The organism is Lewinella sp. IMCC34183 (genome assembly GCF_003390915.1).
Lineage (GTDB): Bacteria > Bacteroidota > Bacteroidia > Chitinophagales > Saprospiraceae > Neolewinella.
On record NZ_QMEM01000001.1, the window covers coordinates 306,798 to 320,449 of the forward strand.

The 13,652-nt window shown below is 61.0% G+C and carries 7 protein-coding genes and 1 tRNA gene; 4 read left to right on the forward strand and 4 right to left on the reverse strand.

Annotation, left to right across the window (positions count from 1 at the left end; translation table 11 throughout):
• Nucleotides 1-14: 14 nt before the first annotated feature.
• Complete coding sequence (gene bshC / locus DQG19_RS01305) at nucleotides 15-1,604, forward strand: bacillithiol biosynthesis cysteine-adding enzyme BshC (protein WP_116124421.1); 1,590 nt, start codon at nucleotides 15-17, stop codon at nucleotides 1,602-1,604.
• On the opposite strand, the gene DQG19_RS01310 is transcribed toward bshC, so the two are convergent.
• Both DQG19_RS01310 and fmt read right to left on the reverse strand, forming a co-directional pair.
• Nucleotides 1,605-4,700: a S41 family peptidase gene (locus DQG19_RS01310; RefSeq protein ID WP_116124422.1), complete on the reverse strand. Its 3,096-nt coding sequence runs from the start codon at nucleotides 4,698-4,700 to the stop codon at nucleotides 1,605-1,607.
• A gap of 84 nt (nucleotides 4,701-4,784) precedes the next feature.
• Entirely contained in the window at nucleotides 4,785-5,726 is a 942-nt protein-coding gene (gene fmt, locus DQG19_RS01315) for a methionyl-tRNA formyltransferase (RefSeq protein WP_232826410.1), read from the reverse strand.
• Nucleotides 5,727-5,946: 220 nt separating this feature from the next.
• On the opposite strand from fmt, the gene DQG19_RS01320 reads away from it, so the two are divergent.
• Together DQG19_RS01320 and DQG19_RS01325 are read left to right on the forward strand one after the other, a co-directional pair.
• Nucleotides 5,947-6,771 carry an alpha/beta hydrolase gene (locus tag DQG19_RS01320; RefSeq protein ID WP_116124423.1) on the forward strand — a complete coding sequence of 275 codons (825 nt, stop codon included), beginning with the start codon at nucleotides 5,947-5,949 and terminating at the stop codon, nucleotides 6,769-6,771.
• Nucleotides 6,772-7,134: 363 nt separating this feature from the next.
• Nucleotides 7,135-8,655, forward strand: coding sequence for a hypothetical protein (locus DQG19_RS01325; RefSeq protein WP_116124424.1), 1,521 nt, complete (start codon nucleotides 7,135-7,137; stop codon nucleotides 8,653-8,655).
• A gap of 162 nt (nucleotides 8,656-8,817) precedes the next feature.
• Here the strand turns inward: DQG19_RS01325 and DQG19_RS01330 are convergent.
• Nucleotides 8,818-8,905, reverse strand: a tRNA-Ser gene (locus DQG19_RS01330).
• A 182-nt stretch (nucleotides 8,906-9,087) separates the two neighbouring features.
• Between DQG19_RS01330 and carB the strand changes: the two genes are divergently transcribed.
• The gene (gene carB, locus DQG19_RS01335) at nucleotides 9,088-11,925 is read left to right on the forward strand and encodes a carbamoyl-phosphate synthase large subunit (RefSeq protein ID WP_116124425.1); all 2,838 of its coding nucleotides are present in this window, start codon (nucleotides 9,088-9,090) and stop codon (nucleotides 11,923-11,925) included.
• Between the two features lie 12 nt (nucleotides 11,926-11,937).
• Here the strand turns inward: carB and ggt are convergent, their stop codons facing one another.
• Entirely contained in the window at nucleotides 11,938-13,632 is a 1,695-nt protein-coding gene (ggt, locus tag DQG19_RS01340; RefSeq protein WP_116125155.1) for a gamma-glutamyltransferase, read from the reverse strand.
• Between the last annotated feature and the right edge of the window lie 20 nt (nucleotides 13,633-13,652).

Consider the following 13,652-nt stretch of genomic DNA (forward strand, 5'->3'; position numbering starts at 1 on the left):
TTGTACCCTTAGCCATGAAAATAGATCGGATTCCATTTACTGAGATACCCCAGTTTTCGAAGCGCGACGTGGCCTACGCCACCGGCAGCGAGGACCTCGTCCCCTTTCGGAAATACCCCGTCACCCTGGATGCGTTCGCGCAGGTGATGCAGGACAAGGACGCCGACGACACCGACCGCGAATTACTCGTCGGCGAGCTGGAGCGGCAATTCGCCGACTTGCCTGAATTTGATGCAGTTTCCGGGGCGGTACAGCACCTGCGGTCGCGCAACGCCTACACCGTGATCACCGCCCACCAGCCCTCGCTGTTTTTCGGCCCGCTCTACTTCGTGCTCAAGATATGCTCGGCGATCAATCTGGCGCGGCAGCTCAACGAGCGGTACCCCGACAAGCGAATCGTGCCGGTCTTCATCTGCGGCGGTGAGGACCACGATTTTGAAGAGGTCAATCACCTGCAGGTCTATGGCAATCGGATCGAGTGGGAGGATAAGCAGGGCGGTCCGGTATCGGCCTACACCACCGACACCCTGGGCGACGCCCTGGCGCAGCTGAAGGATATTCTGGGCGACCGGGAAACCGCGGTAACTATCTACGACAAGATCGAGCGGTCCTTCCGCCAGCACGACCACTACGGCGCGGCCACGGTAGCGCTGGTCCACGAACTGTTCGGCCCCCATGGGCTCGTCACGGTCGACATGAGCCGGCCGGCGTTCAAAGCCGCCTTCCGCCCGATCATGGAACGTGAGATCTTCGAGTCGGTAAGTCAGCCGCTTATCGAGCAGGCGCAAAAGAAGCTGGAAGGTATCGGATACAGCGGGCAGGCCCACGCCCGCGAGATCAACCTCTTCTACCTGACGCCTAACCGGCGCGACCGGCTCGTGCGAGACGGTGATGGCTTCCGGGTCCTGGACACGGACAAAACGTTTACGCAGCAGGAGCTTCGGAAGGAACTGGAAGAGCACCCCGAGCGCTTCAGCCCGAACGTGGTGATGCGGCCTCTCTTCGAGGAACTGATCTTCCCGAACCTGGCCTACATCGGCGGTGGTGGTGAACTCGCCTACTGGCTGGAACGCAAAGAGCAATTCAAGGAGTTCGGTATCAACTTTCCGATGCTCATCCGGCGCAACTCGGTCCTGTGGATCGATAAGGGAAACCAGAAAAAGCTGGAGAAACTGGACCTCGACTACCGCAAACTATTCCATGAGTCCGACCTGATTATCCGCGACTACGTAGCGGAACAGTCGGAAAACGAACTGAGCCTGGCCGACGAGCTCGAGCAGCTCGAAGCCCTATTCCAGGGCATCGCAAAGAAGGCCGAGGAGATCGATCCCACGCTGGCGAAGGCCGTTCTCGGCGAGCACGCCCGGCAGGCCAAGTCGGTAGAGAACCTGGAAGGTCGCCTGCGTCGCACCGAAAAACAGCGCTTCGAAACCAGCATGAACCAGATCCGCGGCCTGCGCGACAAGCTTTTCCCCGACAACGGGATGCAGGAGCGTTACGACAGTTTCCTCAATTTCTACTTGCAGGAAGGCGATGCTTTCTTCGAGGTGCTCATCGAGCACCTCGATCCCCTGCAGGAAGGCTTAGTCGTGATCCGTCCCTGATCATTTCTTTCTGGCACGGATAACTTCCTGTATAGCGCGTTGCAGCTGCGGATCGCGTCCGTGGAGGCGATCCAGCATGGTATTATCTACCCGGATGTCAGGCTCCACGCCGGTCTTTTCGAGGTTTTGTCCTTCCAGGGTGTAGCAGCCCCAGCTCGGGAGTCGGTAGGAGGATCCGTCTACGAGGCGCCCGCCCGACGTGAAGATGATCCAGCGGTAGGTGGGCATGCCGACCGTCACGCCGAGGCCGAGGGTCTGGAAGCCTTCGGCGGTCATCTCGGCGTCGCTGAGGCTCTGCTCGTTGATGAGTAGTACAATGGGCTTGGCGTCCGGCGTGAAATTGGGCTGCACGGTGAGGGCACCGGAGCGGTACTTCCACTGCAGGTAAGGCCGCTGGCTCAGAAACTGGAGTACGGCATCGTGGACGTTGCCTCCGGTGTTGTACCGGAGGTCGAGGATAAGCCCGCCCTCGCGTTGGTAACCCTCCGAGACCATTTCATCTAGAAAGTCGTCAAGGGAACCACCGCCCATATTTTTCATATGCACGTAGGCGACCTGGCGATTGGTGGCGGTATCCACGGCTTGCTGATTCGCCTCAATCCAGGCGTCGTACCGGCTGGTATTGACGGCGTTGTACGATTGCGGATGAAGGCGCACCTGCCGGCGGGTGCCGCTCCGCTCGAACGTGACCGATACCTCCTCATCCACGCTCGGCTGGGCCAGGTAATATTCCCGGTTTCGGGCGGGGTCTACGGCCACCCCTTCGATCGCGACCAGCCGGTCCCCGGGACGGATATCGGTACCGTAATAGTCGGCCGGGCCGTCCGGCAGCACTACGGAAACCCGGTAGGGGTCAGCGGGGTCAAATTCCAGGCCCAGGTCAAGGGTGCGGGACCCGAAGGTAGTTTCCTCCTCCTCACCGCTCGAGTAGAACCCGAAGTGGGACGTATTAAGCTCGCCGAGCAGGTCGTTGGTCAGGCGGCGCAGGTCGGCCCGGGTGGTGACGTAGGGGAGGTACCTCGCGTAGTGGTCGCGCAGTTCCCCCCAGTCCACCTGGTGGAAGTCGGCGTCGTAGAAGTTTTCCTCCAGGTTGGCCCACGTCTCGTAGTACATCTGTTCGAACTCGGGCCGCAGGGCGCGGCGGAACGTATGCTTCAGTTCGATGGCTTCGGCCTTGTTCTTACCGAGATCGAGCTTCATTACCCGGCCGCGCCCCAGGAGGTAATACTTGCCGTCGGCAACGACAAGGTCGTCGGCGCTGCCTATGCCCTGTGCCTCGATCGATTCGGTTTTGGGCTCCTCGAAGGGTTCAAGCACGGTTTTGAACAATTGGGATTTACCCCCCTCCTGATCGCCACCGTAAAGGACGATCTGCTTGTCGCCCTCTTGTACGACTGCCACCCCGGCCTGTGATCCGAAGCTTACCCCGATCTGCTCCATGCGTTCCATAATCCCGTCGCGCTCGATGATGGTAACGGAGTCCTTGCTCGTCGTATCCTTCTCGAACAAGCCGGCAAAGCGCTGCGCGCGGAACGGCTCGCCGTAGCGACGCAGGGGGATGCGGTAAACGTTCATATCTCCCCCGCCGCGCGGATAGGCGGGCTGGTGGCGCGCCGAGTTGAAGTAGAGGTAGCGGCCGTCCGGGGACCAGTAGGGACCCCATTCGGAAACGCCGGTTTCGGTCAGGTTAACGTTCTCATTGGCGGCAACGTCGTGGATCATAATGTCCATCTCAAAATCGCGGCGCACGTTCACGGCGATGTAGGCGTCATCCGGCGACCACCGCGGCAGGGTGTTCTGAATGGCCCATAATTCGTCCTGGAGAATGGTGGTTGAAGCAAAGGATTTCAGGTCGAGCATCCGGAGCTCGTCCCGGCCGCTCAGGTAGACGGCCCGGCTGGTGTCGTGGCTGATCACCAGGCCCCGGTTATTGCGCGTCTCATCCGTATGCTGGACGGGTGTACCGCTGCCGTCGCCCGGCAGGCTGAACCAGTTCTGGTATCCGTCAACGGTCTGATTGAACAGCAAGGTCTTGCTGTCGCGGAGCCAGTGCACCTCCCCCACCCGGCCGTCGCCGGTCATGAGCTGTTGGATGAACTTGCCCTCCATATCCGACACGAAAAGCTCCCCGCGGGAGACAAATGCCAGCTTTTTGCCGTCGGGCGCAACGTCAAATGCAGTGATCTCCCCCTCGGTGGAAAAATCCTGGGTTTTGGCCAGACCAACGAAGTCGTTGACGACGACCGGCACGCGTTTTTCCCGTTGGTCCGCTACGGAATAGGTATAGAGTTGATAATCCTTGACGTAAGCCAGGCGGCTGCCGTCCGCACTTACCGTCGGAGAAAATAGCGAGCTCCCGGCGGTGAACAGGCGGCGGGGGGCACCGTCGGTCAGGGCGTAGAGGTTGTACTCGTCGTTGTCCCGGTCGCTGATAAAGTAGACGTTGCCCTCGCGGTCGATGACCGGTAGCATGTCCTTGCCTTCCCAGTCCGTGTGCCTGATGTAAGAATCGTCAGCACTTGCGTAGCTTTTGATGTCCGGGTTATACGGCCCCCGGTACCGCTTACGGTGTACGAAGAGGCTGCTTTCCCAGCTCTCGTTAAAGAACACCCTCCCGTCCGGGTGCTCGACCGCGTTGTGTACGTTGTTGAAGTAATTACTGCCGAAAAGGCGGCGGGGCGTACCGCCCGTAACCGGTACCGTGTAAGTAGACATGCGGTTGTAGCGCCCGGACGTAAAGTAGAGCGTCCCGCTGTCCCACGACCAGCCCTCAACCGTATCGTCGGCTTCGTGGAAGGTGAGCTGGGTGATCTCGCCACCCGCCAGTGGCATAATGAACACGTCGCGGTTCCCGTACTGATCGGAACTGAAGGCCAGCCACTTGCCGTCGGGACTGACGCTGGCGTAACTTTCGTTGCCCTCCAGGGCGGTGATCCGGAGTGCCGTTCCGCCCTCCGCGGGCACGCGCCACAGGTCGGTATGGTAACTAAAAATGAGGGTAGATCCATCCGGCGTGAGGGCGGGCGCATCGGCGAAGTAGAGTTCCTGCGCCGGCAGAAAGGCAGCAGCAAACAGGAGGGGGAAAATCAGTTTCATACGGTTGGGGTTGGCCCAACCAAGGTAGTAAACTTGTCGCGACAAACGCGGCTCGAACCGGGTCACGGGTGTCCTCCAGGCAGTCTATCCCAGGACGGTCGGGATTGGAAGCGAAGTGCCCCGCAGAAATTCTTCCGTCTCCATGCGCCGCCGGCCGGCGAGCTGCAGATCGTGGACCTGCAGGTAACCGTCGTGGCAGGCAACCTTCAGGAAGGTCTTGTTGTCTGTGACCATGGATCCGACCGGCTCGTTGGGGCCCCCACCCTCGACCGAGGATCGGATCAGTTTGAGTTGCTTGCCCTCGAGCAGCGTCCAGGCGGCGGGCCAGGGACTGAGGCCACGCACGAAGTCGTGGACCTCCCGCACGGGTCGGTCGAAGTCGATCCGGCAGTTTTCCCGGTTCAGTTTCGGGGCGGGGGTGGCCAGGGCATCGTCCTGCTGCTCCAGGGTATACTCCCCGGACACGATGAGCGCCACGGTATCGACGACCAGCTGCGCGCCCTGCTCCATCATGCGGTCGTGGACGTCACCGGCCGTGTCGTTTTTCCCGATTGGGAGGCGGGTACGGAGGAGCACGTCGCCGGTATCGATTTCGTGGCGGATAAAGAAAGTGGTGGCACCCGTTTCGGTCTCTCCGTTTATCACGGCCCAGTTGATGGGGGCGGCTCCACGGTACTTGGGAAGCAAGGAACCGTGCAGGTTAAAGGTGCCCAGGGCGGGCATGTCCCACACCGCCTCGGGCAGCATCCGGAAAGCGACTACGATTTGCAGGTCGGCGCGGAGAGCACGGAGGTCGGCGTGGAAACCGGGGTCCTTGAGGTTCTTCGGCTGCAGTACCGGGATGCTTAGGCGCACGGCGGCGAGCTTGACCGCGGATTCCAGCAATTGCTTCCCCCCCCGGCCGCCGAGCTTGTCGGTAGAGGTGATTACGCCCACGACCGGGTAGCCAGCTTTGACGAGGCCCTCCAGGCTCGGCACGGCAAAGTCGGGCGTGCCCATAAAAACGATTCTGGGGTAGTCTTTCATGGTGGCAAAGGTAGCTAACCCCGTGGCCGCACATCGGATGTGGAAAGAGCGGATTAACCCGGGGGCAGCCGGCATCTTCAGCGATGGTTTGTTCCCTTTCCTTTGACATATTTAATTAAATTTTTGATATTCAGTTAGTTGCGCTATTGTGCGCAGACTCCCACATCGGATGTCGAGGACATCCGATGTGGGAGTCTGCGCCAGGGTTTACCTTACCCGTATGACCGAAGAATTCAGCTGGAAAAACGAACAGGGGCTCAGGCTATACGCGGTAGACTGGCGGCAGGACGCGCCGCGCGCGGTACTCGGGGTGATCCACGGCCTAGGGGAGCACTGCCGGCGGTACGACGGGCTAGCGGACTTCTTCAACCGACGCGGCTTCGCGGTCGTCGGCTACGACCGGCAGGGGTTCGGCCGCAGCGAGGGACGCAAGGGCTATACCGCCGACTACCGCAATTACCTCGACGGCGTCGCCCAGCTGCGCGTGCAGTGCGAGCGACGCTACCCCGGCGTACCGGTATTTCTTTACGGGCACAGCATGGGCGGGCAGCTGCTGCTCCAGTACCTCATTCACCGGAAACCAACCATCCGCGGAGCTATCCTCAGCGCGCCGCACATCGCCGAAGCCTTTCGTCCGAACCCGGTGGTCGTCGCGGTCGGAAAACTGATGCGCCGCATCTACCCCACCTTCACGCTAAGCAATCAGGTAGATGCCACTAAACTGAGCCGGAATCCCAGCGTGGTAGAGGACTACCGCGCGGACCCCTTTGTCCACGACCGGCTGAGCAGCCAGACGGGCATCGACCTGCTCGAGCGCGCAGCGGCGCTACGCGCCTACGCGGGGCCGCTGCCCGTGCCCGCCCTGCTCATCCACGGTACCGGCGATGCCATCACCTCCCACGCGGAGAGTGCCGCCTTTGCCGCCCGCTCCCCCGGCGTTTCCTTTCGCAGCTACGCGGGGGCTTACCACGAGCTGCACCACGAACCCGAGCGGGAGGCGATTCTCAGCGATGTCGCCGACTGGATTGACGGGCAGCTGGCCTAGCATGCGCCCAAACGCCAGGCACCGATAAATTTAACGTTGGTCAACGCGGTTCCCACGAAGACCGGTCGGGCCCCCACTTGGGTGATCGGTACACGAACGAGCGTACCCGTTGCAGATATCGGAGCAAAAGGAACTCACTTAGGTTGGAAATGCGCAGATAGACGAACCGGTGTTTCCTGGTTTCAAATACGAAAAAGGCGTATGTGAATCCCCCCCAGGGGAAACCGACGTACCTACACCGAACCCAGGAACGAAAGACCCTTCCCGCCTTTTGGCGGGCTGCTTTACCGGTTTTCTCCGATTATCTTTTTGACTGTCGGGGGGAGAGGCTAGAATCTTCCCACAGCGCTTTTTCCTTACCTAATGAATGACTTATCCGAGCTCGTCGGGCTTCTGGGCAAGGACTACACCCTATGTACCTGCCAAGACACCCACGACACCAGTTTACAGACACTCTTCACGTATTTACAAAACGCGGAGGAACCTACCCGCGAAGGGGCTGCCGAAGCCCTGGCGCTCCGCCCCGGCACGCCGGCCTTTCGCAAGGTCAAGCACCGGCTCAAAATTAAGCTCGTCAACGCCCTGACCGCGATTCACGTCTCGGACCGTTCCGCCGATCGGCGACAGCGCACCCTAGCTTACGTGTGGAAACTGATCGCTATCGGTCAGCAACTTCGCACTTCCATTCGCAGCCGGGTCCTGCTGCCCTACCTCGAGGAGGCCCACCGTATTGCGGTCAGTCACGATATGGTCGAGGCGGCCTACCGCACCGCGGTGATGCTGCGCCGGCAGTACGCCAACCGCCGCTTCGACCGTAGCAGGTACGAATATTTCGCGGAGCAATCCTCCACTTACCGTCGCCTGACCCGGGACTTTGAAGATGCGGTAGCCGACCTGAATCAGGTGACCTTCCTGCGCAACACCCATGCGGACGCCGAAACGATCGTATCCGCGGCAAGCGCCGGATACGAACGCAGTGCCCCCCTTATCGAACGGCACGACCGGGCTATCGTATCCTATATTGTTTTCTTGTTGCAATTAAACAAGTATCTGGCAGTCAACGATTACGAGCGGGTCATCGGCGTAGCGGAACGGGCCATCGCCTACCTGGATCAAAAAGAAGGTGCGCTGCCTACGATGTACCAGGTGTTCGAAGCCAACCTCACGGTGGCCTACACCCAACTCAACGATTACCAACGGGGTACCGAATTTGCCCGCCGGCTACTTGCCAAGACCTCCCCAGACGATTATAATTATCTGAAGGTCCACGAACTGCTGCTGCTACTAGCCCTGCGGGCCGGACGGTTTCAGGAGGCCTACGCCAGCTACCGCAGCATCGACCCCGACACCCTGACGTCGGACCTGCTATCCTACTACAACGAGACCTTCCGGATCATGGAGGCGTACCTCTACCTGCTGATACGGCTGGGCCAGATCGTCCCGGACGCGGAGGATTCCACGGTCGAACGATTCCGGATATCCCGGTTCATCAACTCCTTCGACTTTGCCGCGGGCGAAAAGAGCCACCGCAACATTCACCTGCTGATCATCGAGATCGTGGATCACGTGATCAATCGCCGGCACACCAAGTCGACCCACAGCATCGAGTCGATCGGCAAGTACGCCACCCGCCACCTTCGTGGCCCGGAATACCGCCGGGTGCGCATCTTTCTCAAGGCGCTGGCGCAGCTGTCCACCCAGCAATTCCACCGCACGGCGGTAGAGCGGCACACGCGACGCTACGTGGAACAATTACAGAAATACCCACTCAACGAGTCCCGGCTCGATTACTACATGGAGCTCGTCCCCTATGAGACGCTGTGGAACCTGATCGTCGAACAACTGGGCTACAGGCGAATCCGCATACGGTCTGGCAGGGAATAGCACCACCAAAAACTTAGACACTACGCAAACACAGTTTCAGACCGGCCATTAGGTGTTAAGGCCGGCCCCGTTTTCTTAGCCCCGACAGGATAGTGCCGATATGCGGCCGGTATCCTGCGGGGCCTTTTTTATCAGGCGGCGGAGCACAGGTGCGGTGAAAAGTGGCGGAGGAAGAGGGATTCGAACCCCCGGTACCTTGCGGTACGTCGGTTTTCAAGACCGGTGCATTCAACCACTCTGCCATTCCTCCGGAGGTGATCGGTTTCGGAGGACAAAGGTAGCAACGCCCCCCGGAAGTAACAAGCCACGGGTTCTACAGTGGCCAACGCCAGATGAAATTGCCCCGGTGGAGCACATTGCACCCGCGCTCCGTCGCCGTAAATGGGCCGGGTCGTGTTATCTTTGCCGGAATTTTGACCTACCCCCTCCCCCATGCCAAAGGACACTAGTATCAAATCCGTGCTCATCATCGGCTCCGGACCGATCATCATCGGCCAGGCCTGTGAATTCGATTATTCAGGAACGCAAGCCAGCAGAAGCCTGAGGGAGGAAGGGATCGAGGTGACGATCCTCAACCCCAACCCGGCCACGATCATGACCGATCCGATGACGGCCGACCACGTCTACCTGCTGCCCCTCGATATCGAGCACGTCGAGCAGGTACTCAAGGAGCAGCCACAGATCGACGCGGTTCTGCCCACGATGGGCGGACAGTCGGCCCTCAACCTGGCCATCGAGTGCGGCGAGGTGGGCCTATGGGACAAGTACAACGTTCGCCTGATCGGCGTGGACCTCGAAGCCATCGAGCTTGCCGAGAACCGGGAAGCCTTCCGCAAGCACATGGAAGAGATCGGGCTGAAGTGCGCCCCCGCCATGATCGCCAACTCCTTCCTGGAGGGCATGGAGGCCGCCCAGGAGATCGGCTTCCCGCTCGTCATCCGGCCCAGCTACACGCTGGGGGGCTTCGGCGGCGGCTTCTGCTTCAACGAGGACGAATACCCCGAGATGCTGCGCCGGGGCCTCGACGCCAGCCCCACCCACGAAGTGCTGATCGATAAGGCCGTACTGGGGTGGAAGGAATTCGAGCTGGAGCTGCTCCGCGACAGCGCGGACAACGTGGTCATCATCTGTACGGTCGAGAACTTCGACCCGATGGGCATCCACACCGGCGACTCCATCACCGTGGCCCCGGCCATGACGCTCTCCGACACCGCCTACCAGGACATGCGCGACCAGGCCATCCACGCCATGCGCTCGATGGGCAACTTCGCCGGCGGCTGCAACATCCAGTTCAGCCAGAATCCCGAGACCGAGGAGCTCATCGTGATCGAGATCAACCCCCGGGTGAGCCGCTCCTCGGCCCTCGCCTCGAAGGCCACCGGCTACCCGATCGCCAAGATCGCGGCAAAACTCGCCCTGGGCTACCGCCTGGACGAGCTAAAGAATCAGATCACGAAGACGACCTCGGCCTTTTTCGAGCCGACCCTCGACTACGTGATCGTGAAGATCCCGCGGTGGAACTTCAACAAGTTTCCCGGTGCCGACCACAAGCTCGGCCTGCAAATGAAGTCGGTGGGTGAGGTCATGGGCATCGGCCGCAACTTCCTCGAGGCCCTGCAGAAGGCCTGCCAGTCGCTGGAGAACGGCCGCGCCGGCCTGGGCTCCGACATCAAGGAGTGGATCAAGACCGACGACATCCTCGACCGGCTCGAGAACGTCAGCGAGGACCGCATCTTCCGCCTGAAGGACGCCCTGCGCCTCGGCGTGCCCCGCAAGACCATCCAGAAGCTCACCAAGATCGACCCCTGGTTCATCAACCAGATCAAACGGCTGGTGGACTACGACGCCGAACTGCTGAAGTACAACGTGCCCGAGGACATCCCCGAGCCCTTCTTCCGCGAACTGAAGGAGGTCGGTTATTCCGACATCCAGATCGCCTACTTGCTGCGCGTCGACGAGGAGACCGTCACCAAGCAGCGCTACAAACTCGGCATTCGGCGCGTTTACAAGATGGTCGATACCTGCGCCGCGGAGTTCGAATCGACCACGCCCTATTTCTACTCCACCTTCGACGGGGAGAACGAAAGCGAAGTGTCGGACCGGGAGAAGATCATCGTGCTTGGCTCCGGTCCCAACCGGATCGGCCAGGGCATTGAATTTGACTACTGTTGCGTACACGGACTTAAAGCGGTACAGGAAGCCGGTTTCGAGGCCATCATGGTCAATTGTAACCCCGAAACGGTATCTACCGACTTCGATACCGCCGATAAGCTGTACTTCGAGCCCGTCTTCTGGGAGCACCTCTGGGAGATCATCGAATTGGAAAAGCCGGCCGGCATCATCGTTCAGCTCGGCGGGCAGACCGCCCTCAAGCTGGCCGAGGAGCTGACCAACCGCGGCGTGCAACTGGTGGGCTCGAGCTACGACGCCCTGGACCTCGCCGAGGACCGCGGCCGCTTCTCGTCCCTGCTCAAGGACCTCGACATCCCCTACCCCGACTTCGGTACCGCCAAGGACGCCGATCAGGCCCTCGAAGTCGCCAACCGCGTGAAGTACCCCGTACTGGTACGCCCCAGCTACGTGCTCGGTGGCCAGGACATGCGCATCGTCATCAATGACGCGGAACTGGAGCGGCACGTGCTGTCGATCTTCAAGAAGGCCCCGGAGGACGAAGTTCTCGTCGACCACTTCCTCGACCGCGCCAAGGAGGCCGAGATCGACGCGATCTGCGACGGGGAGGAAGTTCATATCATGGGCATCATGGAGCACATCGAGCCGGCCGGTATCCACTCGGGCGACTCCAGCGCGGTGCTACCGACCTACTCCCTCAGCGTCGACGCCGTAAATAAGATGCGCGAGTACGCCGAGAAGCTGGCCTTCGCGCTCAAGATCCGCGGCCTGCTGAACGTGCAGTTTGCCATCAAGACGGACAAGGAAACCGGCGAAGAGAAAGTGTACGTGATCGAGGCCAATCCCCGCGCCTCGCGGACCACGCCCTTCATTGCCAAGGCCTACAAGGTGCCCTACCTGAATATCGCCACCAAGGTGATGCTGGGCACCCATAAGCTGAAGGACTTCGACATCAACCCCCAGCCCAGCGGCTACGCGATCAAGGTGCCGGTCTTCAGCTTCAACAAGTTCCCGAACGTCGACAAGCAGCTCGGTCCCGAGATGAAGTCGACCGGCGAGGCCATCCGCTTCGTGAAGGACATGACCGATCCGTTCTTCCGCGACCTGGACAAGAACCGGAGCCAGTACCTCACGCGGTAAGCCGCCTCAGGTTTAGTAACCGGCCGCCTGTCCGTCCTTCCGGCTCTCCGAGGCACCGTGGTAAACGCCATTGCCCGGGTCGCGAAGGATGGCCTGGTAGCCGCCGTACCCGTCGCGGGTGAACCCGACAGAGTGTCCGCGGTCGATCAGCCCCCGGACGGTTTCGTAGGGAATGCCCGACTCGACCCTGACCTGTCCTTCGCTGCGCGCGTTACCCGTGGGGGATGACCCGCCGGTGTGGTCCCAGCGGGGCGCATCGCCGGCCTCCTGCAGGTTCATGCCGAAGTCGATCAGGTTCATCACGATCTGGGTGTGCCCCTGCGGCTGGAAATCTCCCCCCATAACCCCGAAACTTACCCAAGGCTTTCCGTCCTTACTGATGAAGGCGGGAATGATGGTGTGGAAGGGGCGCTTGCCCGGGGCGTAAGTGTTGGCTTTCCCTTCTTCCAGCGAGAAGAGTTCCCCGCGATCCTGAAGCATGAAGCCAAGCCCCGGGGGCACCATCCCCGACCCCATGCCCCGGTAGTTGCTCTGGATGAGGGACACCATGTTGCCGTCCTTGTCGGCCGTGGTGAGGTAGATCGTTTCTCCCGCGCTGATCTCGCCCGCCTTGTACACGGTGGCCCGGTCGCCCATCAGCTGGCGGCGCTCCGCTGCGTACGTTTCGGAGATCAGTTGATCGACCGGTACATTGGCGAAGTCCATATCGGCGTAGTACTTCGCGCGGTCCTCGAAGGCCAGTTTTTTGGCCTCGGTAAAGAGGTGAAGGTGCTCGGCGCTGCCGAAGGGGATAGTATCGAAATCGTAGCCTTCCAGGATCCCGAGCATCTGCAGGGCGGCGATGCCCTGTCCGTTGGGTGGAAGCTCCCACACGTCGTAACCGCGGTAGTTGACGGATACGGGCTCTACCCACTCCGATTCGTGATTTGCGAAATCTTCGGCGGAGAGGTAACCGCCCTGCGACTGGATGAACTCGGCCACCGTAGACGCGATTTCCCCCCGGTAGAAGGCGTCGCGCCCGCCCTCCGCCAGGCGGCGGTAGGTCTCCGCCAGGAAGGGGTTACGGTAAATGTCGCCCTCACCGGGAAGCTCGCCGCCGTTCTGTCCCAGGTAGGTTTCCCGGACGTTGGGAAAGCCCCGGGCGATGTACATGGGCACGGAGCGCTGCATGTACCAGGCGATGAGCTGCGTGAGCGGAAAGCCCTCCTCGGCGTAGGCGATGGCCGGGGCCAGGAGGTCGGCCATGGGTACCGACCCGAAGCGCTCGTGGAGACTGAACCAGCCGTCGACGGCGCCGGGTACGCTTACGGGGAGGGGGCCAAGCGAGGGAATGGCGTCCAGCTTCTTCTCTTGGAGCATGGCGAGGGTCATCCCCCGCGGGGAGCGGCCGCTGGCGTTCAGGCCGTAGACCTGCTGCGTCTTGGCATCCCAGACGATGGCAAAGAGGTCACCCCCTACGCCACAGCCGGTCGGTTCCATGAGGCCCAGCGCCGCGTTGGCGGCGATGGCCGCGTCGATGGCGTTACCGCCGTCCTTGAGTACTTGTAGCCCGATCTGGGTAGCCAAGGGGTGGCTGGTAGCCACCATTCCGTTGCGGGCCAGGACTTCGGAGCGGGTAACATTGAGTGATCCGGTGATGCGGTCCTGAGCCATGGCGATCGAGTTAAGGCAAATAAAGGTGAGTAACAGTAGGCTAGCGTAACGCATGGTGCTCTGGTTTAGGGGAT